We start from the raw sequence: 25994 nt of genomic DNA on the forward strand, positions 1-25994 counted from the left end.
GTTATCCGTAGGCGCCGAGTTCCCAGCCGTTCACGATGGAGGCAGCGCCCTCCAGGAGGGAGATGCCCTCGTCCAGCGACTCCGTTCCTGCTGTGAGCACGACAATGCTGTACTCGGCGTTGCTTCCTGCTACGAACCCTGAACTGCCGACGTTCCAGGCCAGGAGGTCATCCTGCAGCCATCCGTTCTTCAGTCCGACTTCAGCAACGGGATTGAGGATGCCTGCGCTGATCCCCCAGGCCTGTTCCGGAACGACGCTCTCGAGCAGGCCGGCCGCGTAGTCCCGCAGCCCGTCCCGAATCCAGTCCACGCCAAGGGCCACGGCCGTGGCGATCCGAAGCTGGTCTTTAGAATTGGTCTCGTTGGCACCCCAGACGTCACCCGCTTCCGTTCCGGTTACTCCCAGCATCCCATAGGTTTTTTGCAGCTCTTCGGCCCCGCCCACCAGTGCATAAAGCTCGTCTGTGGCCGCATTGTCACTCTGGCGGATCATCAGCTCGGCAAGCAGCTCTTCCTCCGCCGTGAGTTCCCTGTCTTCCTCGGTCACCTGGCGAAGCAGCGTCAGCAGGATCGGAACCTTCACCAGGCTTGCTTCCAGGTACCGGCCCTCCGGGTGGTAGGACCAGGCACGCCCTGAACCGTATTCGTAGATGGCCACTGAAAAGTCTGCTCCGGTCCGTGCCGCGTAGCGGTCGAGCTCAGCCCGCAGGGCCAGCTCCGGTTCGGAGCTGGCAGAGGGCGTCGCGGCGCTGCCGGGAATAGTAACCGTGCTCGGTGCCGGTTCCCCGGTGCAGCCGGTGACTGCAGCAGCCCCCAGCCCTGCGGTCAGCAGGAAGGCAGCTGCCGTTTTGAGGAAGTTCGTGCGCAAGGTGCTCTTATCCTTCAGGTGCTCTGGGCGCGCCGTGTATCGGCCTCACCCTTCCTTGATACCACCGGAGGCTTTGAGCCGGATGTGCGTGTCCTGCCGGCCGGCCATGCATCTGCGCTGCGGCCGGCTGCCGGATCCCCGGGCCACCGGGGTACGAAAAAACCCGCCTGCGCACGGTGCCGCAGACGGGTTTTGCCGGTGGGTCCTACCGGGATCGAACCGATGACATCCACGGTGTAAACGTGGCGCTCTACCAGCTGAGCTAAAGACCCAGAGTGACCCGTTATGCCAGCCGGAATATCTTCCGGTCAGCGCCGCATCACGAGGAACTACATTACCGGACCATCCGTCCGAACACCTAATCCAGGGACCTGCCGGGATGCCGGCCGTACTGGGAAACCGGTTCGGGCAGGGTTCGTGCCAGGTACTGAAGTGCCGTACCTACGCCCATATCGATCTTGAGGTCAGCCAGGGAATCGCCACGGGTCTGCCCGCGGTTGATGATAACCACCGGCTTATCCTCCTTGGCGGCATGCCGGACAAAGCGCAGGCCGCTCATGACGGTGAGGGACGAGCCGGCAACCAGGAGGGCTCCGGCGTCGTCCACTGCCGCATAGGAAAGGCGGACGCGTTCCTTGGGGACGTTCTCGCCAAAGTACACGAAATCGGGCTTCAGCATACCTTCGCAAACCGGGCAGTCCGCGATGGTGAAGCCCTCAGTGTCAGTGATTTCGGCGTCGGCGTCCGGGGCGATGTCCCCGTTCCCGGCTACCCGCTCCAGGAACCCGGGATTGAGCTTCTCCAACAGCCTGGCGATGCCTTCCCGGGTATAGAGCGCTCCGCAGGAAAGGCACAGCACCCGGTCGTACCGTCCGTGGAGGTCAATGACCCTGATACTGCCGGCATCACTGTGCAGCCGGTCCACATTCTGCGTGATGACCCCGGTGAGCAGGCCCCGCTCCTCCAGATGGACCACGGCCTCATGGCCTGCGTTAGGTACAGCGTGGCGAAGATGGTGCCAGCCCACATGGTTGCGCGCCCAGTACCGCTGGCGCAGCACCGGGTCCCCCACGAACTGCTGGTAGGTCATGGGATTCCGGGGCGGTGCGTCCGGGCCCCGGTAGTCCGGAATCCCCGAATCAGTGCTGAGCCCTGCGCCGGTGAGCAGGGCGATTCTGCGGCCGGCAAGCAGCTGGGCAGCCTGGTCCAGCTGGCGGCGTTCGGCTGCGGTTGGATCTGCGGAGACGTCGGCGGCATCCCTGGTCACGAATCCGGTGAGCCCCGTTCCCGGCGGCACAGGCTGGTGGGTCATGTCAGTTCCGTTCTCCGGCAGAGAGCGCCGAGAGTGCCTGAAGATAGTCGCCGGCCCGGCGTGGTTCGTCCGGGCCGGACCGCAGGATCCGTGTGATGAGCCCGTCCGCTCCCGCGATGAAGCTGGACCTGCCTGCCATGCCCCGGCTTTCCTCGAAGACTCCGAAGGCTTTGGCTGCGGCGCCGTGCGGCCAGAAGTCCGACAGCAGGTCGAATCCCCAGCCTCTCTCCGCCGCCCAGGCCCGCAGCGAGTACTTCGCGTCGCAGGACACGGCCAGCAGCCTTGCGCCGGCTGCGCTGAATTCGGGCTGCAGGCCGGCAAGCACCTCGAGTTCCCCTGAGCAGACCCGGGAAAAGGCGAAGGGATAGAACACCAGCACGGCGGGAGCCCCTGCCAGGTCCTCGGACCGCACGGTCTCGCCGTACTGGTTGGGCAGCGCAAAGTCGGGAACCGGATCCCCGATGCCGGGGATCCCGGCTGCAGGCATCAAGAGCGGTTACTTCTTCCGGCGGCTGACCAGGCGCGTCGCTGCCCAGTCGCGGCTGACTCCCGGCGACGTCGTGACGTGCAGGCCGGCAGTCGGCGCTGCCTCCTCGATGTCGGCAGGCGGAACATAGCCCTCACGGCCGGACTTGGGAGTCAGGACCCAGACCACGCCTCCGTCGTCGAGCGTGGTCAGTGAATCGACCAGCGCATCGACCAGATCGCCGTCGTCCGAACGCCACCACAGGATGACGCCGTCAACTACCTCGTGGTCATCTTCAGTGAGGAGCTCGCCACCGGACAGGTCTTCGAGATCCTCACGGAGATCAAAGTCCACGTCTTCGTCGTAGCCGAATTCCTGAATCAGGTCGCCGTCTTTGAAACCCATTCTTTCCGCCACGTTCTTCTCCGTGACGGCATCGGCCTCGCTCACTTCACTCCTCCTGGTTGACTGCATAAATACAAGGGAATCACATCTTGGCCGGAACTGCCCTTTTCCTGACTCAAGGGAACACCTTTAACCGGCAAGCTTCAAGGGTTCCCAGTCCACCGGCAGGCCTTCCCCGGTGAAGGCTACGCAAGGCGCGGCGGCCGGTCTACAGTGGCTAGAAGGACACGCTCGGCGGTACCCGCGGCGCGTTAGTCCCCCGGCATCCGGCCGAAAGCGGAAGGCATCCGGCAGGTTCAGGACCCCGCAGCGGCAGGTTCCAGGCACCATCTGTGCATAGGAGAGTTTCGTGGCCGCAGAAGACAGAACGGACATCCTCAGCGGGCTCACCGGCCAGCTGCCCGACACCGATCCAGAAGAAACCGCCGAATGGATCCAGTCCCTGGACGACCTGGTCAAGGCCGAGGGAACCGAAAGGGCCCAGTTCATCATGCGTTCGCTGCTGCAGCGGGCAGGAGCGCACTCGGTGGGCGTTCCCATGGTCACCACCACCGACTACGTCAACACCATCCCGGTGGACCAGGAGCCCGAGTTTCCGGGCGACGAGGAGATTGAGCGCCGGTTCCGTGCCTGGATGAGGTGGAACGCGGCCATCATGGTGCACCGGGCACAGCGCCCGGGCATCGGCGTCGGCGGCCATATCTCCACGTTCGCCGGTGCGGCAACGCTCTACGAGGTGGGCATGAACCATTTTTTCCGGGGCAAGGACCACCCCGGAAGAGGAGACCAGGTGTACTTCCAAGGACATGCAGCACCGGGGATGTATGCCCGGGCGTTCCTGGAGGGACGGCTTACCGAGGAAGACCTGGACGGCTTCCGGCAGGAGAAGTCGCGGGAAGGGCACGGACTGTCCTCCTACCCGCACCCGCGGAACATGCCCGGGTTCTGGGAGTTCCCCACCGTTTCAATGGGCATCGGCCCCATGAACGCCATTTACCAGGCGCAGCTGAACCGGTACCTGGACAACCGCGGCATGAAGGACACCTCGGAGCAGCACGTCTGGGCATTCCTGGGTGACGGCGAGATGGACGAGCCGGAATCGCGCGGGCTGCTCCATGTGGCCGCGAACGACAAACTGGACAACCTCACGTTCGTGGTCAACGCCAACCTGCAGCGGCTCGACGGTCCGGTGCGCGGCAACGGCAAGATTGTCCAGGAGCTCGAGGCCTTCTTCCGCGGTGCCGGCTGGAATGTCATCAAAGTGCTCTGGGGCCGGGAATGGGATCCGCTGCTCGCCGCCGATGACGACGGCGCCCTGGTGGAGATCATGAATGCAACGCCCGACGGCGACTACCAGACCTACAAGGCCGAGTCCGGCGGTTTCATCCGGGACCATTTCTTCGGCAAAAGCCCGCAGACGAAAGCCATGGTGTCCGGTCTTTCCGACGACGACATCTGGAACCTCAAGCGCGGCGGCCACGATTACCGCAAGGTCTACGCCGCGTACAAGGCAGCCCTCGAGTTCAAGGGCAAGCCGACCGTGATCCTGGCGCACACGGTCAAGGGCTACGGCCTCGGTCCGCACTTCGAGGCCCGCAACGCAACGCACCAGATGAAGAAACTCAGCCTGGACGACCTCAAGCTTTTCCGGAATTCGCTCCGAATTCCCATCACCGATGAACAGCTCGAAGCTGACCCGTACCGGCCGCCGTACTACAACCCGGGACCCCATGCTCCTGAAATCCGGTACATGCTGGAGCGTCGGAAGGAACTCGGCGGCTTCCTTCCCGAACGCCGCTCCGACTTCAAACCGATCCACCTGCCCGGGGAGAGATCCTACGAGGTGGCTAACCGGGGCTCGGGCAAGCAGCTGGCGGCCACCACCATGGCCTTCGTCCGCCTGCTCAAGGACCTCATGCGGGACAAGGAATTCGGCATGCGGATTGTGCCGATCATTCCGGACGAGGCCCGGACGTTCGGCATGGATTCGTTCTTCCCGACGGCGAAGATCTACAACCCGCAGGGGCAGAACTACCTTTCCGTGGACCGGGACCTCGTCCTGGCTTACAAGGAGTCCCCGCAGGGCCAGATTGTGCATGTGGGGATCAACGAGGCCGGTTCCATCGCAGCATTCACCGCCGCCGGAACGTCCTATGCGACGCAGGGCGTTCCGTTGATTCCGGTCTACATCTTCTACTCCATGTTCGGGTTCCAGCGCACCGGGGACTTTATCTGGGCGGCAGCGGACCAGCTGGCCCGCGGATTCATGGTCTCCGCGACTGCAGGGCGGACCACCCTGACCGGTGAAGGGCTTCAGCACGCTGACGGGCACTCCCCGATCCTGGCCTCCACCAATCCCGCGGTGAAGACCTACGATCCGGCGTACGGCTACGAGATCGGCCACATTGTGCGGCACGGGCTGGAGGAAATGTACGGTGCGGATTCAAAGGACCCGAACGTGATCTACAACCTTATGGCCTACAACGAGCCCATCCTCCAGCCCAAGGCACCGGAGGACCTGGACGTGGAGGGCGTCATCAGGGGCATCTACCTCCTTTCCTCCGCATCGATCGACGGCCCGCGGGCACAGCTCCTGGCGTCCGGCGTTGGGGTTCCCTGGGCCATGGACGCGCAGCGGCTCCTGGCCGATGACTGGAATGTCTCCGCCGATGTGTGGTCAGTGACCAGCTGGAATGAACTGCGCAGGGACGGCCTGGCAGCGGAGGAGGAAGCCTTTCTGCATCCGGACGCTGAACCGCGGGTTCCGTTCGTGGCACAGCAGATGGCCGGCGCCACCGGACCGGTAGTGGCTTCCACGGACTACATGAAGGCCGTTCCGGACCAGATCCGCCAGTTCCTGCCCAACGAGTTTGCTTCCCTGGGCGCGGACGGATTCGGTTTTGCAGACACACGTGCCGCGGCCCGGCGGTTCTTCAAGATTGACAGCCACTCAATAGTGGTTCGGACCCTTGAAATGCTGGCCCGCCGCGGCGAAGTGGACTCCTCCGCCCCCCGGAAGGCCATCAGCCGCTACCACCTGCTGGATGTCACCAAGGGCACCAGCGGCAACGCCGGGGGCGATGCCTAGCCGGGCTGCCGGACTCGTCCCTCGGCGTAATGGACCAGCAGGCGGTCGAGTTGTAGCCTTCACACAAAATGGAGGTTGGTCAGCGAAGGCCGTAAGCTTCGAGGATGCCAGTGACCCGCACAACGCCACCAGCAGCGGCGGCACCGGAGAACGGTGCCGACCCGCTTATCCTGGAACGGCTCAAAGCCAACATCGGGAAGCTCTCAACGGCCACGCTGAAGCAGCTTGATCTTTCCCTGCCCTGGTACCGGGGTCTCCGCCCGGATGAACGTTCCGCGCTGGGGATGGTGGCACAGAAAGGCATCGCCTCCTTCGTAAACTGGTACGAACGGCCCGCCTCCCCGGCCTGGGTGCTCAGCGACGTTTTCGGCACCGCCCCCACTGAACTGACGCGCGCCATCAGCCTGCAGAAGGCCCTTTCCCTGATCCGTGTGGTTGTTCAGGTGGTGGAAGACCGGGTACCCGAGCTTGCCGCGGGATCGGTGCAGGGGCCGCTGCGCGAGGCCGTCCTGCGGTACTCCCGTGAGGTCGCCTTCGCCGCCGCGGACGTCTACGCCCGCGCCGCCGAAACCCGCGGCGCCTGGGACACCCGGCTCGAGGCACTGGTGGTCGATGCGATCCTGCGGGGTGAAAGCTCGGACGCCCTGCGCTCCCGGATCGCTGCCGTCGGCTGGACTTCAACGGCAGGCGTAACGGTGATCGTGGGCAGCTCCCCCGCTGATCCCAGCCCGTCCTTCGTTAACGAGCTGCGCCGGGTGGCCGGGCGGCTTGCCGAAGACACGCTGGTGGGCATTCAGGGCGACAGGCTGATCCTGGTACTGGGCGGCATGAGTGAGAAGTCCGGCGCACTGGCCCGGCTGTCGGATCTTTTCGGCGCCGGCCCGGTCGTCTACGGCCCGCCGGCGGATTCCCTCGTGGACGCCGGGCCCTCGGCCCAGGCAGCGTTCGCGGGCCTCACTGCAGCGCGCGCCTGGCCCGCGGCCCCCCGCCCGGTGGCTGCCGACGACTTGTGGCCGGAACGGGTGATGTCCGGGGACGATTCAGCCCGCAAAGCCCTGGTCCGCAGCATCTACCGCCCGCTGCTCGCCGCGTCCAACGGCCTCGCGGAAACACTTTCCGCCTACCTATCGCTCGGCCATTCCCTGGAGGCAACCGCGCGGGAGCTCTTTGTCCACGCCAACACGGTCCGGTACCGGCTGCGGCGGGTCTGCGACATCACCGGCTGGGATCCGATGCTCCCCCGGGAGGCGTTCGTCCTGCAGACCGCCCTGGTTGTGGGGCGTCTCGCACCGGCCGGCAAAGCAGTCCCCGAGCGTCCTGCCGCCCGTTCCTAGGCCCTTCCGGTGATCTTGCACAGGCGGGCCGCCCTTGTAGACTTCCTACAATGCCCCCGGGTGAGCTTGGTTCACCTAAACACCCGGTAAATCCGTCCCTCTTTGGAAAGCTTGTTACGTGCTTGCAATCGTCTGCCCCGGCCAGGGGTCACAAACGCCAGGCTTCCTCGCTCCGTGGCTGGAACTGCCCGGGGTGCGGGAGCATCTCGAAGCGCTCTCCGAAACTGCGGGGCTGGACCTCGTGGCGCACGGCACCACCTCCGATGAGGAAACGATCAAGGACACCGCCGTCGCGCAGCCCCTGATCGTTGCCGCGGGCCTCGTGGCTGCCCGCCAGCTGCTGGACACCGGTGCCCTCACCGCAGCGACCGTCGTCGCAGGCCATTCGGTGGGAGAAATCACCGCCTCCGCGATTGCCGGCGCCCTGACGGAAGATGATGCCCTCACATTCGTGCGGGAACGTGCCAACGCGATGGCGCGTGCAGCCGCGGCAGCTCCCACCGGCATGAGTGCCGTGCTCGGCGGTGACCCCGACGACGTCGCGCAGGTCCTGGCCGGACTCGGCCTCACCGCTGCCAATGCCAACGGCGGCGGCCAGGTAGTAGCAGCCGGCACCTTGGAGCAGCTGGCTGGCCTTGCTGCCAATCCTCCGGCGAAGGCACGGGTCATCCCGCTGAAGGTCGCGGGAGCCTTCCACACCACTCACATGGAACCGGCCCTCAGCGTCCTGGAAGCGCTCCGCCCGTCCCTGTCCCCCGCAGAGCCCCTGCCGACGCTGCTTTCGAATTACGACGGCGCCGCGGTGGTAAGCGGCGAAGCCAACCTGGACAGCCTCATCGCCCAGGTCTCCCGCCCCGTTCGCTGGGACGCGTGCATGGAAACCATGACAAGCGTCGGAGTCACCGGCATACTGGAGCTCCCTCCGGCCGGCACGCTGACCGGACTGGCCAAGCGGGCCATGCGCGGTGTTCCCTCGCTGGCCCTGAAGTCCCCCGATGACCTCGCCGCTGCCCGGGCCTTCGTGGCCGAACACTCGGGCGCAGCAGCAGTTACAACCCGAGAAGGTAATGCGTGAGCACGCCCACCCTGAAGCAAGCCCCCGTCAACGAGTTCAGCCGGATCCACGGCCTGGGAGCTTTTCGCCCGGACGTGATCGTTAGCAACGACGACGTGTGCCAGTGGATCGATTCCTCTGACGAATGGATCCGCCAGCGCACCGGGATCGTCACCCGCCACCGTGCGGACAAGGGCACCTCCGTGGTGGACATGGCCGAGCTGGCCGGGCGCGATGCTCTGTCCCATGCCGGCATTGAGGGAGCGGAGCTGGACGCCGTCATCGTTTCCACGGTCACCCACCCCTTCGCCACACCGTCGGCAGCTGCCCAGGTTGCCGACCGGCTGGGCGCCACTCCCGCTCCCGCTTACGACGTTTCAGCAGCCTGCGCAGGCTACTGCTACGGCATTGCCCAGGCAGATGCCCTGGTCCGCTCCGGCGCCGCAAAGTATGTGCTGGTGGTCGGCGTCGAGAAGCTCTCCGATTTCATCGACAATACCGAGCGCACCATTTCCTTCCTGCTCGGTGACGGCGCCGGCGCCGTCGTCGTCGGGCCCTCCGACACTCCCGGAATTGGTCCGTCGGTCTGGGGGTCGGACGGCAGCAAGTCCGGTGCGATCGGCATGACGCACTCAATGCTCGAAATCCGCGAGCTCTCACTGGCCGCCGACGCGGATGGCGAACTGCCGGCCTCCGTGCTGGCCGAGCGTGAAACAAAGCTGTGGCCCACCCTGCGCCAGGATGGCCAGACCGTCTTCCGCTGGGCCGTCTGGGAGATGGCAAAGGCAGCGCAGCAGGCCCTGGACGCGGCCGGGGTGAGCGCTGAGGACCTCTCGGCCTTCGTTCCGCACCAGGCGAATATGCGGATCATCGATGAGATGGCCAAACAGCTGAAGCTGCCTGAGTCCGTGGTGATCGCCCGGGACATCGCCGATGCCGGCAACACGTCCGCAGCCTCGATCCCGCTGGCAACCCACCGGCTGCTCGCCGAGCACCCCGAACTCAGCGGAAAGCTCTCGCTGCAGATCGGCTTCGGTGCCGGGCTGGTCTTCGGTGCCCAGGTAGTAGTCCTTCCCTAGTTTGCAAGACCACACCGCCCGAGGCGGTTGGAAAAACCCATACCGGTCCAGCACCGGAACCAACGAAAAAAGGAGCCCCCATGGCTAGCAACGAAGAAATCCTGGCCGGTCTCGCCGAGATCGTGAACGAAGAAACCGGCCTGGCCCCCGAGGCCGTTGAGCTGGACAAGTCCTTCACGGATGACCTGGACATCGACTCCATCTCGATGATGACCATCGTGGTCAATGCCGAGGAAAAGTTCGGCGTACGCATCCCCGATGAAGAGGTCAAGAACCTCAAGACCGTTGGCGACGCCGTCGATTTCATCTCCAACGCCCAGGCGTAGTTCGTGAAGGGCGGCCGCTGCGGCGGCCGCCCTTTTCAGCACGACCCGCTGCACCAGCAACCAGGTGCGCCCCAAATTTTCCCGAGAGAGTGAATCATGGCCCGCAAAGTAGTCATTACCGGCCTCGGCGCAACAACGCCGATCGGCGGAGATGTCCCGACCATGTGGAAGAACGCCCTGGTGGGTGTCTCCGGTGCCCGCACCCTCGAAGACGACTGGGTCGAGAAGTACGCCCTTCCGGTCACCTTCGCCGCACGTGTTTCCACGCCTGCCACTGAGGTCCTCTCCCGGGTGGAAGCCAAGCGCATGGACCCGTCCACCCAGTTCGCCGTAGTTGCCTCCCGCGAGGCATGGGCCGATTCAGGGCTGGATGACGCCAAGATTGACCACGACCGGCTGGCTGTGTCCTTCGCCACCGGCATCGGCGGTGTCTGGACACTGCTTGACGCCTGGGACACTCTGCGCGAGAAGGGCCCGCGCCGGGTCCTGCCCATGACAGTGCCCATGCTGATGCCGAACGGTCCGGCTGCTGCGGTGAGCCTGGACCTGGGTGCCCGTGCCGGTGCGCACACGCCGGTTTCGGCCTGCGCCTCCGGCACGGAGTCACTGCACCAGGGGCTGGAACTGATCCGTTCCGGCAAGGCGGACGTCGTCGTCTGCGGCGGAGCCGAAGCTGCCATCCACCCGATGCCGCTGGCGTCCTTCGCCTCGATGCAGGCGCTCTCCCGGCGCAACGACGATCCCGAACGCGCATCGCGGCCTTATGACAAGGACCGCGACGGCTTCGTCATGGGCGAAGGTGCCGGCGCCCTCGTCCTGGAGGCCGAGGAACACGCACTGGCCCGCGGCGCCCGAATCTACGCCGAACTGGCAGGTACAGCGGTCACCGCCGACGCGTACCACATCACTGCCCCGGACCCCGAAGGCCTCGGTGCCACCCGCGCACTGAAGGCAGCTATGTACGATGCCCGGGCACAGGCAGAAGACGTGGTCCACGTCAACGCCCATGCCACCTCCACGCCGGTGGGCGACAAGCCCGAGTACACCGCGCTGAAGTCGGCCCTGGGTGCCCACGTGGACAACGTGGCGGTCTCCGCTACCAAATCCCAGACCGGCCACCTGCTGGGCGCATCCGGCGCCGTCGAAGCCGTACTGACGGCCATGGCCGTCTACACACGGCAGGCGCCGGCGACGATCAACCTGGACAACCAGGATCCCGAAATTCCCCTGGACGTGGTGACGACGGCCCGTGACCTGCCCCAGGGTGACATCGTGGCCCTGAACAACTCGTTCGGCTTCGGCGGCCACAACGCCGTCGTGGCGCTGCGAAGCCACTAGTTCCGACAGCGAAGAGGCCGGGGCCCTGACTGGGCCTCGGCCTTTTCGCTGCGGAAGAATGTTGCGGAGCGTGCTCCGAAGAGTCAGCCCACCTGGTGGAGCCAGCGCACGGGCGCACCGTCTGCGGCGTGCCGGAAGGGCTCCAGTTCGTCGTCCCAGGCTTCGCCGAGTGCCAGCGAAAGTTCGTGGTAGACGGCGGCCGGGTCACCGGCCCCGTTTTCGTAGGCATAACGGATGCGGTCCTCGGAAACCATGATGTTGCCGTGCACGTCGGTGGTGGCGTGGAAAATGCCGAGTTCGGGGGTGTGCGACCAGCGGCTTCCGTCGGCGCCCGTGCTGGGTTCTTCGGTGACCTCGTAGCGGAGGTGGGCCCAGCCGCGCAGCGCCGAGGCGAGCAGCGATCCGGTGCCCTGGGCCCCGGCCCATGCCAGCTCGGCCCGGACCATGCCGGGAGCCGCGGGCTGTGGGGTCCACTCAAAATCCGTCCGCTTCTCAACGACGGATTCGATGGCCCACTCAATATGAGGGCACAACGCAGAAGGGGCTGAGTGCACGAACAATACGCCGTGCGCCATCACAACAGTCATTCCATCCTCCGTAGCTGTAGGTGCGTCTTCCCCAACGACCTGCATGGACGGGATGGTTCCTGAAGTTCCAAGCCCTGAAGCTCTCGTGGCCTGCAGACTCTTAAGCTGCCAGCGTGAGACCTAGCATCATTGTGCCGCATGTTACCCAATTACGCCAATGAAACTACTTGGTTGTAAGTGATGCCCTCGCTGTGACGGTCTTAGTTGCGTCTAGGCCCTGGGGTGCGCCTGCTGGTAGCTCTTGCGGAGCCGGTCCACGGAGACGTGCGTGTAAAGCTGCGTTGTGGCCAGGCTGCTGTGCCCCAGTAGCTCCTGCACGCTGCGCAGGTCGGCTCCTCCATCCAGGAGATGGGTGGCAGCACTGTGGCGAAGGGCGTGCGGCCCGCTTGCCGATGTGTCTCCCAGCGCCTCGAAGAGCGCTGCCGTGACGCTACGGACCTGGCGCTGGTCTATCCGTCCGCCGCGCTGGCCGAGGAACAGGGCGGGGCCGCTGGCGGCCCGGGCCAGTGCCGGGCGGCCGCGCCGCAACCAGTCGTCCACGGCGAGCGCAGCAGGCAGTCCGTAGGGCACGGTCCGCTCCTTGTTGCCCTTTCCCACGACGCGCAGGGTCCGCCTGTCCTGGTCCAGGTTGTCCACGTCCAGTCCGGCCAACTCCCCCACCCGGAGACCCGTGGCGTAAAGCAGCTCCACCAGGGCACGGTCCCGCAGAGCCAGGGCGTCTCCCTCAGCTGCTGCCGCGGCGAGGGTTTCGAACAGGACATCGATCTGCGCCGGTCGGAGTACTCCGGGGAGGGTTTTGGTCCGTTTGGGGGCCTTGAGCCGCAGCGCGGGGTCGGCAGGTATCAGTTCCTCCCGCAGCGCCCAGCCCGTGAAGGAGCGTGCGGTGGCCGCCCGCCGGGCGATGGTGGCACGGGCCTGACCCGAGTCGCTCAGTTTGCCGAGCCAGCTGCGCAGGACGGACAGGTCAATCTCGGGGAGACTGGTGAGTCCGAGTCCGGCGGCAAAGTCCAGGAGCGAACTGACGTCGCCTTCGTAGGCCCTGACAGTGTGCTCCGAGCGCCCGCGCTCCGAGGCAAGGTAGCTGCAGAAACCTTCCAGGGCGCGGGAGTACTCCGCCGGACGTACAGCCGGTGGCTGGGTATGACCGCCGGCTGAACTGGCGCTACTTGAGTTGCCCACCAGTCCACCTTCGCCGCTGTCCCGATGTGCTTCAAGCAGGCACGCCGCCCTGCTCCTAGACAGGCACACCGGCGCCTGAACACTGCTGGCGGAGAACCTCGTTCGCCGGCGCTGATTCGAGCTCCAGAAGCGCCCGTTTTGCATCGATGCCGGCAGAATAGCCGGTGAGTGCACCTTTGGTGCCCACCACTCGGTGGGTCGGCACCACGATTCCCACCGCGTTGCGGGCAAGTGCGGCGCCGACGCCCCGCGCCTTCGACGCGTCGCCCAGCGCTACCGCGAGCTGCTTGTATGTTCTCGTCTGGCCGTAAGGAATGGCCGCGACGGCTTTCCAGACCTGTTCTTGGAACGGTGTTCCCGTTTGTGACACCGGCAGCTCGAAGCAGCACCGGCGTCCAGAGAAGTACTCCTCGAACTGCCGCTCCACTGCCTCGAACCCGTCTTCAGCGGCCAGACCCAGCCTGGCGGTGTCCCGTGGCAGAAAGTCTGTTGGCGAAGCCTCCACCCCGACCAGCAGTCCGTCCTCTGCGACGAGCGTCAGGATGCCCAGGGGCGAGTAGATCACTTTGTGCGTGCGCATGTCAGTCTCCTTGAGATGGCGGTTTGGTAGGACGAGGATGTGCCGGGGACCGGTCGCCGCGTTGCCACAGACCTTCCCCAGTCCGTCGCGCGAGCCCGGAAAGTTCAAGCCGCGCAAGTCCGGCGCGCACAGCGGCAGGACTAAGACCGGCCACCGCCGAGAGTTTCTGCGGAGGTACGCCTTTGCGCAGCGGCAAGGCGTCCAGCAGCAGGATGTCTTCGACGGCCAGTCCGTCGTGATCTGCCGCTGCGCCGGCGCGGTCTGGGCCGGCATTGTCCGTGGCGAGGACAAAGGGGTCGATGAGTTCCAGCACTTCCGCCGCGTCGCTCACACAGACCGCGCTGCCCTCACGCAGAAGGCGGTGGCAACCGGCGGAATTCGCCGAGTAGACAGATCCGGGGACCGCACCCACTCCCCTGCCCAGTTCCGCTGCGTGGTGGGCGGTGTTCAGTGCACCGGAACGCCAGCGAGCCTCTACTACCACGGTGGCCGCGGCCAGCGCCGCGATGAGGCGGTTGCGCTGCAGGAAGCGCCACCGGGTGGGAGCCGAACCGGGCGGAACTTCGCTCACAATGAGCCCTGTCTCCGCTGCTGCACGAAGCAGGTCTTCATTCCCGGCGGGATACAACCGGTCCACGCCTCCGGCCAGCACCGCAAGGGTGGGGGTTTCGGTGCTGCCCGCCGCGGAGGGACGGGCGCCGTCGGGGGCAGCACGTTTATCGGATCCTGGCCGGATTCCACCGACTGACAGTGCGGAGCGGTGTGCCTGCGCATCAATACCATAGGCGCCGCCGGAAATGACGGTTCGGCCGCGTTGGACAAGACCGGCAGCCAGGTCACCTGTGACCGCCAGCCCATAGGACGTGGCATCGCGTGATCCCACCAGCGACAGGCACTGTGCCAGTTCCGGGATGGTTCCGTTGCCGCGGGTCCACAGGCAGAACGGCCTCGACTGCCCCAGGTCGTCCAACGCGGCGGGCCAGTCAGTATCCTCTGGAACGATCATCCTCCCGCCGAAACGGCGGACGGTCTGCAGGTCCCGCTGCGGTGCCAGATCCGCTGCCCGGGGCAGCCAGCGCCCGAGTGCCTCGGCGAAGACGCGATCCGCGCCGCGCACGCCCCGCTCTTCCAGCAACGCGCCCATTTCCCGGCGCAGGGTGCTTCCGGCGCGCTGACGGCCTGAAGCCACGAGCGCTGCCGTCTCGGGTCCGGCCGCTGCCACCAGCGCCTGCCCCATCGTGTCCGAGGGCTCAATCAGCCGGGACAGGGCCGCCCGTGCCAACAGGACAGGCTCCACGCGGCTCATGCCGCCGCCGTCTGCTGCCGGAAGGCGAGTGCCTGGCCAATGTCATCCGCGTCGGGAGAGCTGTGCCCCGTCAAATCGGCTATTGACCAGGCCACCCGGAGTACGCGGTCGTATCCGCGTGCAGTTAGTGTCTGCCGGTCCAGTGCCCTGTCCAGGGCTGCAGTGCTGCTCCGGGGTGGCTTTAGGGCTCCGCGCAGCACGGCGCCGGGCACCTCGGCGTTGGTTTCGCAGCCCAGCCGCACCAGCCGTTCCTGCTGCAGCCGGCGTGCCTGTTCCACCCTGGCGGCAACGGAGGTGCTGGATTCAGCTGTCCCTGCTGCGGCGAAGTCCTGGAGTGAGACGCGCCGGATCTCCAGCTGCAGGTCCACCCGGTCCAGCAGCGGGCCGGACAGCCTGCTGAAGTAGCGGCGGCGCTGCTGCGGGGTGCAGGTACATTCTGTGCCCTTGCCGCTGGCCAGTCCGCAGGGACACGGGTTGGCGGCAAGGACCAATTGGAAACGGGCCGGGTACACGGCGGTCCCGGCTGCCCGGTGAAGCACCAGCCGCCCGCTCTCCAGCGGCTGGCGAAGAGCGTCGAGTACGCGCGCATCGTATTCCGGCGCTTCATCCAGGAAGAGTACCCCCCGGTGGGCACGGGATGCTGCTCCCGGCCGGGGAATCCCGCTTCCGCCGCCGATCACGGCCGCGGCGGTCGCTGTGTGGTGGGGATTTTCGAAAGGAGGCCGCCGAATCAGGCTGGCGCAGTGCATCGCCTGGCCGCTGAGGGAATGAATGGCCGTTACTTCCATCGCCGGTGCGTCCGGCAGATCCGGCAGTAGTCCGGGCAACCGCTCGGCGAGCATGGTTTTTCCTGCACCTGGAGGCCCCGTCATGAGCAGGTGGTGTGCACCGGCCGCAGCGATTTCGAGGGCGAACCGTGCCTCATCCTGTCCGGCGATGTCCGCCAGATCGAGCCCGGCTGTGCCCGCCGGTCCGTTCTCCGCGTTTCCGGCCGCTGGCCGGGTTTCTTCAACGGGGAAAGCCAAGGTGTCCGGGCTGGCGCCGAAAGCCTGCGCTACCGCGGCCAGCGAGGAGAATCCTCGGACCCGTGACCCGGGTACCAGGCCGGCTTCGGCGGCGTTGTCCGTCGCAACGGCGATGTCCGGGTATCCGGCTTCCACTGCTGCCATGACAGAAGGAAGAACACCGCGCAGCGGACGCAGCCGCCCGTCGAGTCCCAGCTCGGCCAGGAAAACGGTCCTGCCGGTGCAGCGGACATCTCCGGCGGCAGCCAGCGCGGCCATCACTATAGCCAGGTCGAACCCGGACCCCCGCTTGTGCACGTCCGCAGGCATCAGGTTTACGGTGATCTTCCGGCGGCTCAGGGGCAGCCCGGCATTCTTCGCAGCGGACTTCACCCGGTCACGCGATTCGTTCAGCGACGCGTCCGGCAGCCCCAGCAGGATGAACGCGGGGAGCGCCTGGCCAATGTCCGCCTCGACCTCCACGATCCGACCCTGCAGGCCAACCAGGCCGACCCCGTACGTCCGCCCGAGTCCCATCAGCCGATTCCCTTCAGATGCTCAATGACCGGCGGCTGTTCCCCTCCGGGAAGCAGGACGGAAACTGCGTCCACCCGCCAGCTGCTCCGTGCTGCGGAATGCTCCCGGGTCCAGGCCGCGGCCAGCAGATACAGGCGGGCGAGTTTGGCCGCGCTAACAGCTTCAAAGGGATGCCCGTAGTCCAGCGAAGAACGGGTCTTAACCTCGGCGATGACCAGGGTGTTCCCGTCCCTGGCTACCAGATCGATCTCCCCCTGGCGGCAACGCCAGTTGCGCTCCAGCACTTCATATCCGGCGGAGGAAAGATACCGGGCGGCCAGCTCCTCGCCGCTGCGGCCCAGCAGGTCTTTGGCTTTCATGCACTGAGTCTGTGCCCGCGTCAGGGTGCTGCTGTCCCTATGGATGTGATGTGTGGAAGCCAGCCGTCCTGCAGCGGTGCCCGGCGCATCCTGTGCAGGACAGGAGATGCACCGCGGCGGTCACGTCCGGTACAGCACCGGAAGAGGCGTCAGGCGCAGTGGTACCGCCGCCACGGGAGGCAGTCCAGCGCCGGCGGGCGGACGGAAACCATGCAGAATGCTCACATGGGGCCTCAGCGCTGCAGAGAACGCCAGCGCCGGGTCCCGGGCAGCGTAGGCCTCCGGATCCGGGGATTCGCACGAGCGCAGGAATTCCAGGAGCAGCCCGTAGAGAACCGCGTGTAACTCATCCAGCTCCCGGGTGGGCCGGTACTCCACCACCAGGGTGGTGCCGGCCTGCCCAAACCCTGCCAGCCCCACCGGTGAAAGCACAAAGTCGCGGGCCGGCAGCGCAGCTTCAGTCGCCGCCAGGTAGGTGCCGAGCGCGCGGGAGAACAACTCCTGCGAAACGCCGGTCGCCGCGTTCAGCCTGGCGTACGCTTCATCGGCCTTCCCGAAGTGGATCAGTGTCAGGTGCAGCCGGTCCGGGCTCACGGGGCGGGCACGGGGCGCCAGGACACGCGCTGCCGTCTGCAGCCGGACCAGCTCTGCCAGCCCGGCGGCGTCGGGCTTCAGCTGGGCATAGATGCGCACCCCCATTAGTCCGGCCGGAGACACCGGGGACTCCCCGGAGAATTGATCAGGTGCAGCAGCTGCCATCTAGGCAGTCTAAGATGCCGCGGTCGAAGGGCAGCGCGGTACCTTGGAAAAATGGTTCTCCAGATCCCGCTCCTGCAGGATGAATCGCTGCTGCTCCGGCCGCACCTGACCACGGACGCGGACGCCGTCGTCGCGCGGTCACAGGACCCGCTGACCGTCGCCTGGACCACGGTTCCGCTGGATTACACCCGTGAAATGGCCCTGAACTATATCTCCGCGGTGGGAGTACCGCAGCAGGACACGATTTCCTGGGCGCTTGAATACGACGGACAATACGCCGGCAGCATCGACCTGCGCCGGCAGGGTGCCGGAACCGGCGGGCTGGGTTTCGTTACGTCGCCGGAGTTCCGCGGCCGTGGCCTGATGAGCCGGGCGGTCCGCCTGGCGGTGTCCTATGCGTTCGACACGCTCGGCTGGGAAGCGCTGAACTGGACGTCGAACGTCGGCAACCTCGGCAGCTACAAGACGGTGTGGCGCAACGGCTTTCCGCTGCCCGTCACCGTTCCACGGCTACTGGCTCACCGGGGAGAGATGGTTGACGGCTGGTTCTCCGAGCTGGAGGCAGCCGCGCCGCGGATCCCGCGGATCCTGTGGAGCGACGCGCTGGCGCTGCTGCCGCACGTTCCCCAGGCACCGGACGGAACCGGGCGTCAGCTGAAGGAGGACTAACCCAGCTCGTCGGCCTTGGGCAGCGTCAGGTCGTCATTGCGGGCAAGCTCTTCCACGTTGACGTCCTTGAACGTGATGACCCGGACGCTTTTGACGAACCTCGCGGAACGGTACACGTCCCATACCCAGGCGTCCTGCAGGGTCAGGTCAAAGTAGATTTCGCCGTCGGCGCTGCGTGCCTGCAGGTCCACATGGTTGGCCAGGTAGAAGCGCCGTTCGGTTTCCACCACGTAGCTGAACAGCCCCACAACATCGCGGTATTCGCGGTAGAGCTGCAGCTCCATGTCTGTCTCGTAGTTCTCAAGATCCTCTGCGCTCATGGCACCATCATCCCCCAAGCGGGCCCGCTGCGGGGCCATCCTGCGGCGATCGTGCCGTTCCCAGCCGCCAGGACAGCCTATGCAGCGGGGACGGACCCAGCGTGTCGATCGCCGCACGGTGCGCTCCGGTGGCGTACCCCTTGTTGATCTCCCAGCCGTACGCGGGATGCTGGGCGGCGTATTCAACCATCATGGTGTCGCGCTCTACCTTCGCCAGGACCGAGGCAGCGGCCACACTCAGGCAGGTCATGTCCGCCTTGATGCGGGTATGGACCGGAGCGGTGCAGGCAGCGTCGTCTTCGTCCCCCGGCTCGTCGAACAGGCTGCCCTGCATCTCGGGTGAGAGCCAGTTGTGGTTTCCGTCCAGGATCACGACGTCGGGCGTGAGGGTTTCGCAGACCTGCGTCCACGCGCGCGTGCCCGCCAGGCGCAGGGCACCCATCAGGCCCAGCAGGTCGATCTCGGCAGCGCTGGCATGGCCGACGCCCCAGGCCGGGCACCATTTCCTGATCTGCGGAACCAGCGCCTGCCGGTCCGCCGGTGTCAGCAGCTTGCTGTCCCGGACACCTTTCAGCGCGCGGACCGACTCCAGCTGCACTGCAACCAGTCCCACGCTGACGGGACCGGCCAGCGCGCCGCGGCCCACTTCGTCGCAGCCGGCCAGCACCCGGTGGCCCAAGGCGGCAAAGCTGCGCTCGTGACGGAGGGTGGGCCCTTTGGACGCTGTGCGCGTGCGCTGGGTGCGGGCCGGTTTTGCCGTGTGGGCGCCTGCCGGAATGCGCAGGGCCGGGGCCTGCTTGGAAGTCACTTCGACGCCGTCTGCGCCCCGGAGGGGTCGGGCACGTCTTCAAACACTTCGGGATAGCTGCCGATGAAGCCGGCACGGCTCAGCGGCCAGGCGATCACCGAGGCCTTTCCTTCGATGTCTTCGATGTTGATGAAGCCGCCGTTGGGCCCGTCCTGGTGTTCCCGGGAATCTGCTGAGGCGTTGCGGTGGTCGCCCATGACCCAGACCTTACCCTCCGGCACCACCACGTCGAACGGGGTGTCCGAAGGCTGCGCACCGGGGTAGATGTACGGCTCGTCCAGGGCTGCTCCGTTGACTGTGACCTTGCCGTCGGCGTCGCAGCACACCACGTGGTCCCCGGGCATGCCGATGATGCGCTTGACCAGGTGCTGTTCGGATTCGTCCGGGAGCAGGCCCACGAAAGTCAGCGCGTCGGCGATGAAGTTGCCGTTCTTCTCCTGTGCTGCCGGCAGCCAGGCCTGGGTGTCTTTAAAGACCACGACGTCGCCGCGGGAGAGGTCGAACGGTTCCGGAACCAGCAGGTTCACGAAGATCCGGTCATCGATTTCAAGTGTCTCTTCCATCGAGCCCGAGGGGATGAAGAAGGCCCGAAAGAGGAACGTCTTGATCAGGAAGGAGAGCAGGAGCGCGATCACCACAATGATGACCACCTCGCGCAGCCAGGCACCGAAGCCCCGCTTCCTGCCGTCCTTGCCCTTGGCATGGGAGGCGCGGGCCTGCGCTTCGCCGGCGTCTGCGTCCCCGTTTGCGGGCCCGTCCGGGAAGTCCTGCGCCATGTGCGTTCCTCTTATTCCACGAATTGCCATACGGTGTCCAACTCTAGTCGTTCAATGCCGGTACTTCTGTGGAACGGCCAAAGGATTCGCTGTGCACGGCCGATCACCCGGTCCTCGGGTATCAGTCCGCCTCCGGGCGCACCGAGCAGCGTCCGGGAATCGGCTGAATCCGAGCGGTGGTCGCCCAGCAGCCACAGCCGGCCTTCCGGTACAACGACGTCGAACGCCGTTTCGCTCCCGGCGTCACCGGGGAAGAGATAAGGTTCACGAATGGGCTGCCCGTTGACGGTCAGCCTGCCGTCGGTACAGCAGGCCACCGTGTCACCGGGCACGCCGATGACACGCTTGATGTACACGGTGTCGCTGCCGGCAAGGCCCAGCCACTGTGCGGCGGCGTCAGCGGCCTGCTTCAGCACGGGGTCCGGGCTGTGCAGGGGCGCCAGCGAACCGCGGCCGTCAAAGACGACGACGTCGCCGCGCTGGATTTCGGAGTTCCGGTACTCGGTCCGGGACACCAGCACCCGGTCCCCGGGCTCCAGCAGCGGCTGCATTGAACCGGAAGGAATGTAGTAGACGTCGAAGATGAAGGCCCGGACCAGGCCGGCGAGGATTACCGCCCCCGCCAGGGCCCAGAGCACAAAACGCCAGCCCGCAATGGACCGGCGTTTTGTGTGGTTCCGGGGTCCAGCCCCGTCCGCGGATGTCTGCGGCAAGAAAATTACTTGGCGGGACGGAAGTCGCGCTTTTCCTTGATCTTGGCAGCCTTGCCGCGCAGGTCGCGCATGTAGTAAAGCTTGGCGCGGCGGACGTCACCACGGGTGACCACCTCGATCTTGTCGATGACCGGGGAGTGCACCGGGAAGGTACGCTCCACGCCGACGCCGAAGCTGACCTTGCGGACCGTGAAGGTCTCGCGCAGGCCGTCGCCCTGGCGCTTCATGACGAAGCCCTGGAAAACCTGAACACGGGTGTTCTTGCCTTCAACGATGTTGACGTGAACCTTGACGGTGTCGCCGGTGCGGAACTCGGGGATGTCCGAACGCAGCGAAGCTGCGTCGAGGGAATCTAGGATGTGCATTGCTAATCACTCCTGGTGAACGCCACAGGTCATTCACTTTGGTCACGGCGGCAAGGGTGAACCCAAACGGTGCACAGATGCTGCCGAAGCTGTGAAACCGGCGTTCCGGGAATTGGTTGCCGGTGTGCCTTGCCTGTTGGCCTCGCTCCCCCTGTGGCAGGTGCGGACCCAGATGACACAACTACCCATTGTGCCACAGTGCCGGCGGTGCCCACCAATCGCACCCATCCGTCGACGGCAGGGTCAGGACTGCGGCAGGACGGCTTCCGCCGATACTGTCCAACCGAGGGCCGCGAGGGTTGCCTTGTCCGCCTTATCCAGTGCGGACGGGTCCAGCCTGGCGATGAGGTCCGGACGCCGTTCGGAGGTCCGGCGGAGCTGTTCGTCGCGCCGGAAACGGGCAATCTTCGCGTGGTTGCCGCTGAGCAGCACGTCGGGAATGGGCCGCTCACGCCACTGCGAGGGCTTGGTGTACACGGGGTATTCCAGGAGCCCGTCGGAGTGTGATTCCTCCACCAGGGATTCGGGATTCCCGACGACGCCGGGCACCAGGCGGCCGATGGCCTCCACCATCGCCAGCACCGCCACCTCGCCGCCGTTCAGGACGTAGTCTCCGAGACTCATCGGGCGGACGGCGAAGTGCTCCCCTGCCCACTCCAGCACCCGTTCGTCGATGCCTTCGTACCGTCCGCAGGCAAAGACCAGATGCTCAGCGGCTGCCAGTTCATAAGCGGTCTGCTGGGTGAAGACTTCACCGGCCGGAGAAGGAACGATCAGCGTGGGACGCGCCGGCCCCTCGGGAGCGCCGTCGAGCGCCGTGGTCAGGGCCTGCGCCCAGGGCTCGGGCTTCATGACCATACCTGCGCCGCCGCCGTAGGGCGTATCGTCGACGGTTCTGTGCCGGTCGCTGGTAAATTCACGCAGGTCCTTGACCCGAACATCAAGCAGCCCGTCCTGCCGGGCCTTGCCGATCAGGGAGAGATCGAGTGCGGCAAGGTACTCCGGGAAAATGGAGAAAACGTCAATGCGCACTTAGCGCCCGTCCTTGCCGGCCTCGGGCAGGTTCAGTTCAAACAGTCCGGCCGGCGGGGTCAGCAGGACATAGCCCTCTTCGGTGTTTACCTCGGGGACGATCGCCTCAACGAACGGCACCAGGACTTCCTGGCCCTCGGTGTCTTCAACAATCAGCAGGTCCTGGACGGTGAGCGTGCGCAGGGCAGTGACGGTGCCGACGACGTCGTCGCCCACCTTGGCCTTCAGGCCCACCAGCTCGTGCTCGTACCAGCCTTCGGCGTCGTCGTCCTCGTCCGCTTCCTCCGTGTCGATGAACAGCTTGGCGCCGCGCAGCTCCTCGGCACCGTTGCGGTCCGCCACTTCCTCGAAGCCGAGCAGCAGGATGTCCTTGTTCCAGCGGGCGCTGAGAACGGTCAGCGGTCCCTTGGCGGCCGGCTCCACGGTCAGGACAGCTCCGGGTGCGAACCGGTCCCCGGGGGCGTCGGTCAGCACCTGGACGGTCACCTCGCCCCGGATACCGTGAGGCTTGCCGATGCGTGCCACCTGTAACTGCATGGATTCTCCTTGGGTCGGTCTGGGCGCGGCGGAAATGGCCGGAGCCTAAAAAACATCCGGCCCCTTCACCATTATCTGGTGCCGGGGCCGGATGTTAGGAAACTGCTGGATGCTGCTTGGAATTGCTGGTGCGTCAGCGGCGGCGGTCGGTGTCGACGACGTCGACACGCACTGCCTCGCTGCCGGCCAGAGCCGAAATCACCGTGCGCAGTGCGCGGGCGGTGCGTCCCTGGCGGCCGATTACACGGCCCAGATCGTCCTGGTGAACACGGACCTCGAGGGTCTCCCCGCGGCGGTTGTTCTTGGCGGAAACCTTGACGTCCTCAGGGGAGTCAACAATTCCGCGCACGAGGTGCTCCAGCGCTTCGGCCAGCAATCTACTCAGCCTCAGCCTCGGTGGAAGCTGCTTCTGCCTCTTCCTTCTTGGCCTTCGGGGTGATTGCTTCGGGAACGATCACGGACTTCTTCTCGGGAGCCACGAAGGGTTCCTTCGGAGCCTTGGTACGCAGGGTACCTTCCTGGCCGTCGATGTTCTTGAACTTCTGCCAGTCACCGGTGATCTTCAGCAGTGCTGCGACCTGCTCGGTCGGCTGGGCGCCGACGCCGAGCCAGTACTGTGCGCGGTCGGACTTGATGTCGATGTACGACGGCTCCTCGGTCGGACGGTACAGTCCGATTTCTTCGATGGCACGGCCATCGCGCTTGGCACGGGAATCCATGACGACAACGCGGTAGTGTGCTGAGAACTTCTTGCCGAGGCGCTTAAGGCGAATCTTTACGGCCACTTTTGTGGTCACTCCTGATCTGAAATGGGGCGAACCCGTACTTCTGCTCCCGTGGGGCGGGCCATAACGTTGGGGTTCAAAAGGACAAGATGCTGCACGGAGAGAGGGGCCACGCAGATCGAGTACCTGTCCATTGTGCCAGATGAGTCCGCGTTTCGCGACTTCCGACACCGCGGCGGACAGCTCTTCGGCCCTCAGCGGCCCAGCGGCTCGTTTTTTGCTACGCGGCGGCGACCCGGATCCGATTGCGCCAGGGGTCCTCGAAGCGCAGCTCGGCACCGGTATGGTGGCTGGCGATGCCAGCGGACTTAAGCCGGTCAGCCAGGGCTCCTACCTCCTCCTGTCCGGGAACACTGATCAGCACTTCGCCCAGCCCCAGGGTGTCGCGGCGGGGACCTGCTCCACGGCTGTTCCAGACGTTCATGGCCATGTGGTGGTGGTATCCGCCCGCTGATACGAACAGGGCCTGACCGTGGAAATCTGCTGTCCGTTCAAAGCCGAGGGTGTCCACGTAGAACGCTGCCGCCGTCGCGGTGTCACCCACCTGCAGGTGCACGTGCCCGACGCCGGCTCCTGCCGCTGCTGTGCGCGCCATGGCATCCTCGCGGAGGTGGGTGCGGAAGTACTGCTGCGGCGGCAGTGCCAGCGAGGCCATGCGGACTGTCCGGCCCTGCGGCGTGTCATCCCAGGCCCAGTCTTCGCGGGGCCGGTCCCAGTAGAGCTCGATGCCATTGCCTTCGGGGTCGGTGAAGTAGAACGCTTCGCTGACCAGGTGATCGGCACTGCCTACGTAGGCGGACGGGTCAAACCGTGCGGCCAAGGCTACGGTCGCAGCGAGGTCTGCCTGCGTATCGAAGAGGATGGCCGTGTGAAACAGGCCGGCCTCGCCGCGGGAAGGAACCTGCAGTCCGGCTGCCGGTGCCAGATGCACCAGGGGGACCGCGCCGCGGCCGAGGTAGAGGCCGCCGTCGGCTTCGGCTACGGTTTCCAGGCCCAGCGCCTTCCGGTAGTAGGTGGAGACCTTCTCCATATCCCCCACCTTGAGCATGACGGTTCCCATGGCAAGGTTCGCGGGCAGCAGGTCCTGGGTACTTACTTCAAGGTTCATGTATCTCACATTACTTGAAGCTTCAGCTAATTGCCAGTTGTGCCGCCATCGGCGTGCGGCACCGTCAGCTCGATGCGCCTGGCTACGCGTTCTCCAATCCGGTCCAGTCCAAGGTCCGCCTCGTGCTTCCGGACCTGTGCCAGCTCTCCGGACGGTTCGACGACGGCGAAACCGCAGCTGCGGTAGAAAGGCGCGTTGAACGGTATCCGGGCAAACGTGCACAGTGTCAGGGCCTCCCGTGACCACTCAATGGCAGCTGCCACCAGGGCCCGTCCGAGCCCGGCCTGGGCGGCAGCGGGATGGACGGACAGCTGCTCCAGGTGGGCACAACCTCCCACCTCCTCCACCCGGACAAAGGCAACCGGCGGCTGCCCGGAGACCAGCACCTTTCGGGCCGCGGCCAGCTCCCGGGGTCCGGCTGGGTCCGGCAGGGCCCCGACGAGGTCGCCGCGGATTTCGGGCCGGCCACAAAGCAGGGTGTCCGACGCCGCTTCCACCTGCGGCAGGAGAACCAGGTCCGCTGCCGTGGCGGTCCGAATCTCAGGCATGTCCGGCGGCCGCTGCAGCTTTCCCGGTCCGGGCAAGGAATTCATTGATTGCCCCCTGTCCTGCCGGGGTGTCCTGTGGACGGTGGTTGCCGCCTACCGGGCGGTGTTCGGCGCCGGTGGAAGCAAGGAAAGCCGCGACTTCTTCGTAAAGCGGTTCCCACTCCCCGGTCAGCACCAGGGTGGGAACACCGGGAACAATGTCCAGCGGAGCATCCCACGGCGGGGACTGCAGGCGCTGGCGTCCGGCGGCATGGGGATCATTGCCGGGGTCGGGCGCGGATTCAGCAGAGACGACCAGCCGGGTGTACTCCCGGCGGTATTCGTCGTCGGTTAGATGTACTGCAGCCCGGAAGAGCGGGTCCAGCAGGGCCCGGCGGGCGGCCGTTGCCGGAAGCTCGCGCGTGAGGGAGAAAACCGCAGGCTCGCAAAGGGTCAGGGAATGGACCCGGGCGGGGTCGCTGACCGCCGCCATCATCGCGGACACTGCGCCTTCGGCGTGGGCCACCACGTGCCCGCCGCTGCCGAGTGCCGAGAGGATGGCCGCAGTGTCCGCGGCGTGGTCCGTCGGGGACGGCGGAACCTGGAGTCCGTACCCGGCGCGGCGGAGGAAGAGGCAGTCCCAGCTGCGGGCCAGGGCATGCTGGCCAGGCCAGGCCGCGGCACCGAACCGGCCCGCACCGTGGACAAAGACAATCCGTTGCTGAGCCATTCAACCAGCCTATCCCCCGCTACCCCCGGGAATGCGTACGGCC

30 protein-coding genes and 1 tRNA gene are annotated in these 25994 nt (G+C 66.0%); 7 read left to right on the forward strand and 24 right to left on the reverse strand.

Annotated elements, in window-relative coordinates; genetic code table 11:
* Position 1: 1 nt before the first annotated feature.
* From ITX31_RS15295 to ITX31_RS15315, 5 genes are all read right to left on the reverse strand, one after another.
* Positions 2-868 (reverse strand): serine hydrolase, encoded by an 867-nt coding sequence (locus ITX31_RS15295; protein WP_194784210.1) that lies wholly within the window; start codon positions 866-868, stop codon positions 2-4.
* Between the two features lie 199 nt (positions 869-1067).
* Positions 1068-1140: transfer RNA gene (locus tag ITX31_RS15300), tRNA-Val, on the reverse strand.
* Positions 1141-1226: 86 nt separating this feature from the next.
* The gene (locus ITX31_RS15305; protein ID WP_194784211.1) at positions 1227-2180 is read right to left on the reverse strand and encodes an NAD-dependent protein deacetylase; all 954 of its coding nucleotides are present in this window, start codon (positions 2178-2180) and stop codon (positions 1227-1229) included.
* Between the two features lies 1 nt (position 2181).
* On the reverse strand, positions 2182-2667 hold the full coding sequence (locus tag ITX31_RS15310) for a redoxin domain-containing protein (protein ID WP_194784212.1): 486 nt from the start codon (positions 2665-2667) through the stop codon (positions 2182-2184).
* Positions 2668-2676: 9 nt separating this feature from the next.
* Positions 2677-3096 (reverse strand): DUF3052 domain-containing protein, encoded by a 420-nt coding sequence (locus tag ITX31_RS15315; RefSeq protein WP_091604076.1) that lies wholly within the window; start codon positions 3094-3096, stop codon positions 2677-2679.
* A 304-nt stretch (positions 3097-3400) separates the two neighbouring features.
* Here ITX31_RS15315 and aceE point away from each other — a divergent pair, with 304 nt between their 5' ends.
* The 6 genes from aceE to fabF all read left to right on the forward strand — a co-directional run bounded on the left by aceE (position 3401) and on the right by fabF (position 11270).
* On the forward strand, positions 3401-6139 hold the full coding sequence (gene aceE / locus ITX31_RS15320) for a pyruvate dehydrogenase (acetyl-transferring), homodimeric type (RefSeq protein ID WP_194784213.1): 2739 nt from the start codon (positions 3401-3403) through the stop codon (positions 6137-6139).
* A 104-nt stretch (positions 6140-6243) separates the two neighbouring features.
* Positions 6244-7473, forward strand: coding sequence for a PucR family transcriptional regulator (locus tag ITX31_RS15325; RefSeq protein WP_194784214.1), 1230 nt, complete (start codon positions 6244-6246; stop codon positions 7471-7473).
* Positions 7474-7591: 118 nt separating this feature from the next.
* Positions 7592-8548 carry an ACP S-malonyltransferase gene (locus ITX31_RS15330; RefSeq protein WP_194784215.1) on the forward strand — a complete coding sequence of 319 codons (957 nt, stop codon included), beginning with the start codon at positions 7592-7594 and terminating at the stop codon, positions 8546-8548.
* Positions 8545-9606, forward strand: a complete 1062-nt coding sequence (locus tag ITX31_RS15335) for a beta-ketoacyl-ACP synthase III (RefSeq protein ID WP_194784216.1) — start codon at positions 8545-8547, stop codon at positions 9604-9606. Before ITX31_RS15330 ends, ITX31_RS15335 begins: the two co-directional genes overlap by 4 nt.
* 80 nt (positions 9607-9686) lie before the next feature.
* Positions 9687-9932: an acyl carrier protein gene (locus ITX31_RS15340; protein ID WP_055240832.1), complete on the forward strand. Its 246-nt coding sequence runs from the start codon at positions 9687-9689 to the stop codon at positions 9930-9932.
* 96 nt (positions 9933-10028) lie between these two features.
* Positions 10029-11270 (forward strand): beta-ketoacyl-ACP synthase II, encoded by a 1242-nt coding sequence (gene fabF, locus ITX31_RS15345; RefSeq protein WP_194784217.1) that lies wholly within the window; start codon positions 10029-10031, stop codon positions 11268-11270.
* Positions 11271-11353: 83 nt separating this feature from the next.
* Here the strand turns inward: fabF and ITX31_RS15350 are convergent, their stop codons facing one another.
* The 7 genes from ITX31_RS15350 to ITX31_RS15380 all read right to left on the reverse strand — a co-directional run bounded on the left by ITX31_RS15350 (position 11354) and on the right by ITX31_RS15380 (position 17581).
* The gene (locus tag ITX31_RS15350; protein ID WP_194784218.1) at positions 11354-11857 is read right to left on the reverse strand and encodes a DUF3145 domain-containing protein; all 504 of its coding nucleotides are present in this window, start codon (positions 11855-11857) and stop codon (positions 11354-11356) included.
* A gap of 210 nt (positions 11858-12067) precedes the next feature.
* Complete coding sequence (locus ITX31_RS15355; protein ID WP_228529490.1) at positions 12068-12955, reverse strand: tyrosine recombinase XerC; 888 nt, start codon at positions 12953-12955, stop codon at positions 12068-12070.
* A gap of 136 nt (positions 12956-13091) precedes the next feature.
* Entirely contained in the window at positions 13092-13616 is a 525-nt protein-coding gene (locus ITX31_RS15360; RefSeq protein WP_194784220.1) for a methylated-DNA--[protein]-cysteine S-methyltransferase, read from the reverse strand.
* A 1-nt stretch (position 13617) separates the two neighbouring features.
* Positions 13618-14922: a DNA-processing protein DprA gene (locus tag ITX31_RS15365; protein ID WP_194784221.1), complete on the reverse strand. Its 1305-nt coding sequence runs from the start codon at positions 14920-14922 to the stop codon at positions 13618-13620.
* Positions 14919-16463: a YifB family Mg chelatase-like AAA ATPase gene (locus ITX31_RS15370; protein WP_194784222.1), complete on the reverse strand. Its 1545-nt coding sequence runs from the start codon at positions 16461-16463 to the stop codon at positions 14919-14921. The genes ITX31_RS15365 and ITX31_RS15370 overlap by 4 nt, the downstream gene beginning before the upstream one ends.
* On the reverse strand, positions 16463-16822 hold the full coding sequence (locus tag ITX31_RS15375; protein ID WP_194784223.1) for a YraN family protein: 360 nt from the start codon (positions 16820-16822) through the stop codon (positions 16463-16465). Before ITX31_RS15375 ends, ITX31_RS15370 begins: the two co-directional genes overlap by 1 nt.
* Positions 16823-16942: 120 nt before the next feature.
* Positions 16943-17581 (reverse strand): hypothetical protein, encoded by a 639-nt coding sequence (locus tag ITX31_RS15380; protein ID WP_194784224.1) that lies wholly within the window; start codon positions 17579-17581, stop codon positions 16943-16945.
* Positions 17582-17632: 51 nt separating this feature from the next.
* On the opposite strand from ITX31_RS15380, the gene ITX31_RS15385 reads away from it, so the two are divergent.
* Positions 17633-18250 carry a GNAT family N-acetyltransferase gene (locus ITX31_RS15385; RefSeq protein ID WP_194784225.1) on the forward strand — a complete coding sequence of 206 codons (618 nt, stop codon included), beginning with the start codon at positions 17633-17635 and terminating at the stop codon, positions 18248-18250.
* Here the strand turns inward: ITX31_RS15385 and ITX31_RS15390 are convergent.
* The 12 genes from ITX31_RS15390 to ITX31_RS15445 form a co-directional block, all read right to left on the reverse strand.
* Positions 18247-18570 (reverse strand): DUF2469 domain-containing protein, encoded by a 324-nt coding sequence (locus ITX31_RS15390; RefSeq protein WP_091604041.1) that lies wholly within the window; start codon positions 18568-18570, stop codon positions 18247-18249. The genes ITX31_RS15385 and ITX31_RS15390 overlap by 4 nt on opposite strands.
* A gap of 7 nt (positions 18571-18577) precedes the next feature.
* Complete coding sequence (locus ITX31_RS15395) at positions 18578-19378, reverse strand: ribonuclease HII (protein WP_416354828.1); 801 nt, start codon at positions 19376-19378, stop codon at positions 18578-18580.
* Entirely contained in the window at positions 19375-20154 is a 780-nt protein-coding gene (lepB, locus tag ITX31_RS15400) for a signal peptidase I (protein WP_194784226.1), read from the reverse strand. Before lepB (ITX31_RS15400) ends, ITX31_RS15395 begins: the two co-directional genes overlap by 4 nt.
* An 11-nt stretch (positions 20155-20165) precedes the next feature.
* Positions 20166-20810, reverse strand: coding sequence for a signal peptidase I (gene lepB / locus ITX31_RS15405; RefSeq protein ID WP_323745715.1), 645 nt, complete (start codon positions 20808-20810; stop codon positions 20166-20168).
* Positions 20811-20872: 62 nt separating this feature from the next.
* Positions 20873-21232: a 50S ribosomal protein L19 gene (gene rplS, locus ITX31_RS15410; RefSeq protein WP_194784228.1), complete on the reverse strand. Its 360-nt coding sequence runs from the start codon at positions 21230-21232 to the stop codon at positions 20873-20875.
* A gap of 243 nt (positions 21233-21475) precedes the next feature.
* On the reverse strand, positions 21476-22264 hold the full coding sequence (gene trmD, locus ITX31_RS15415; RefSeq protein WP_194784229.1) for a tRNA (guanosine(37)-N1)-methyltransferase TrmD: 789 nt from the start codon (positions 22262-22264) through the stop codon (positions 21476-21478).
* Positions 22265-22801, reverse strand: a complete 537-nt coding sequence (gene rimM, locus ITX31_RS15420) for a ribosome maturation factor RimM (protein ID WP_194784230.1) — start codon at positions 22799-22801, stop codon at positions 22265-22267.
* A 133-nt stretch (positions 22802-22934) separates the two neighbouring features.
* Positions 22935-23177, reverse strand: coding sequence for an RNA-binding protein (locus ITX31_RS15425; RefSeq protein ID WP_091604027.1), 243 nt, complete (start codon positions 23175-23177; stop codon positions 22935-22937).
* Between the two features lies 1 nt (position 23178).
* Positions 23179-23586, reverse strand: a complete 408-nt coding sequence (gene rpsP / locus ITX31_RS15430) for a 30S ribosomal protein S16 (RefSeq protein ID WP_055240818.1) — start codon at positions 23584-23586, stop codon at positions 23179-23181.
* Between the two features lie 220 nt (positions 23587-23806).
* Positions 23807-24694, reverse strand: coding sequence for a VOC family protein (locus ITX31_RS15435; RefSeq protein ID WP_194784231.1), 888 nt, complete (start codon positions 24692-24694; stop codon positions 23807-23809).
* A 26-nt stretch (positions 24695-24720) separates the two neighbouring features.
* Positions 24721-25242, reverse strand: a complete 522-nt coding sequence (locus ITX31_RS15440; RefSeq protein ID WP_194784232.1) for a GNAT family N-acetyltransferase — start codon at positions 25240-25242, stop codon at positions 24721-24723.
* Entirely contained in the window at positions 25235-25951 is a 717-nt protein-coding gene (locus ITX31_RS15445; RefSeq protein ID WP_194784233.1) for an alpha/beta fold hydrolase, read from the reverse strand. The genes ITX31_RS15440 and ITX31_RS15445 overlap by 8 nt, the downstream gene beginning before the upstream one ends.
* Between the last annotated feature and the right edge of the window lie 43 nt (positions 25952-25994).

This window comes from Arthrobacter gandavensis (assembly GCF_015355785.1).
Taxonomy (GTDB): domain Bacteria; phylum Actinomycetota; class Actinomycetes; order Actinomycetales; family Micrococcaceae; genus Arthrobacter_B; species Arthrobacter_B gandavensis_A.

What these genes read in the sequence shown, in the direction of transcription:
- ITX31_RS15305 (WP_194784211.1), bottom strand. Translation starts at nt 2,180, where the DNA reads ATGACCCACCAGCCTGTGCCGCCGGGAACGGGGCTCACCGGATTCGTG.
- ITX31_RS15310 (WP_194784212.1), bottom strand. Translation starts at nt 2,667, where the DNA reads ATGCCTGCAGCCGGGATCCCCGGCATCGGGGATCCGGTTCCCGACTTT.
- ITX31_RS15325 (WP_194784214.1), top strand. Translation starts at nt 6,244, where the DNA reads ATGCCAGTGACCCGCACAACGCCACCAGCAGCGGCGGCACCGGAGAAC.
- ITX31_RS15340 (WP_055240832.1), top strand. Translation starts at nt 9,687, where the DNA reads ATGGCTAGCAACGAAGAAATCCTGGCCGGTCTCGCCGAGATCGTGAAC.
- fabF (WP_194784217.1), top strand. Translation starts at nt 10,029, where the DNA reads ATGGCCCGCAAAGTAGTCATTACCGGCCTCGGCGCAACAACGCCGATC.
- ITX31_RS15350 (WP_194784218.1), bottom strand. Translation starts at nt 11,857, where the DNA reads ATGACTGTTGTGATGGCGCACGGCGTATTGTTCGTGCACTCAGCCCCT.
- ITX31_RS15360 (WP_194784220.1), bottom strand. Translation starts at nt 13,616, where the DNA reads ATGCGCACGCACAAAGTGATCTACTCGCCCCTGGGCATCCTGACGCTC.
- ITX31_RS15365 (WP_194784221.1), bottom strand. Translation starts at nt 14,922, where the DNA reads ATGAGCCGCGTGGAGCCTGTCCTGTTGGCACGGGCGGCCCTGTCCCGG.
- ITX31_RS15370 (WP_194784222.1), bottom strand. Translation starts at nt 16,463, where the DNA reads ATGGGACTCGGGCGGACGTACGGGGTCGGCCTGGTTGGCCTGCAGGGT.
- ITX31_RS15375 (WP_194784223.1), bottom strand. Translation starts at nt 16,822, where the DNA reads ATGAAAGCCAAAGACCTGCTGGGCCGCAGCGGCGAGGAGCTGGCCGCC.
- ITX31_RS15380 (WP_194784224.1), bottom strand. Translation starts at nt 17,581, where the DNA reads ATGGCAGCTGCTGCACCTGATCAATTCTCCGGGGAGTCCCCGGTGTCT.
- ITX31_RS15385 (WP_194784225.1), top strand. Translation starts at nt 17,633, where the DNA reads ATGGTTCTCCAGATCCCGCTCCTGCAGGATGAATCGCTGCTGCTCCGG.
- ITX31_RS15390 (WP_091604041.1), bottom strand. Translation starts at nt 18,570, where the DNA reads ATGAGCGCAGAGGATCTTGAGAACTACGAGACAGACATGGAGCTGCAG.
- lepB (WP_194784226.1), bottom strand. Translation starts at nt 20,154, where the DNA reads ATGGCGCAGGACTTCCCGGACGGGCCCGCAAACGGGGACGCAGACGCC.
- rplS (WP_194784228.1), bottom strand. Translation starts at nt 21,232, where the DNA reads ATGCACATCCTAGATTCCCTCGACGCAGCTTCGCTGCGTTCGGACATC.
- rimM (WP_194784230.1), bottom strand. Translation starts at nt 22,801, where the DNA reads ATGCAGTTACAGGTGGCACGCATCGGCAAGCCTCACGGTATCCGGGGC.
- ITX31_RS15435 (WP_194784231.1), bottom strand. Translation starts at nt 24,694, where the DNA reads ATGAACCTTGAAGTAAGTACCCAGGACCTGCTGCCCGCGAACCTTGCC.
- ITX31_RS15440 (WP_194784232.1), bottom strand. Translation starts at nt 25,242, where the DNA reads ATGCCTGAGATTCGGACCGCCACGGCAGCGGACCTGGTTCTCCTGCCG.
- ITX31_RS15445 (WP_194784233.1), bottom strand. Translation starts at nt 25,951, where the DNA reads ATGGCTCAGCAACGGATTGTCTTTGTCCACGGTGCGGGCCGGTTCGGT.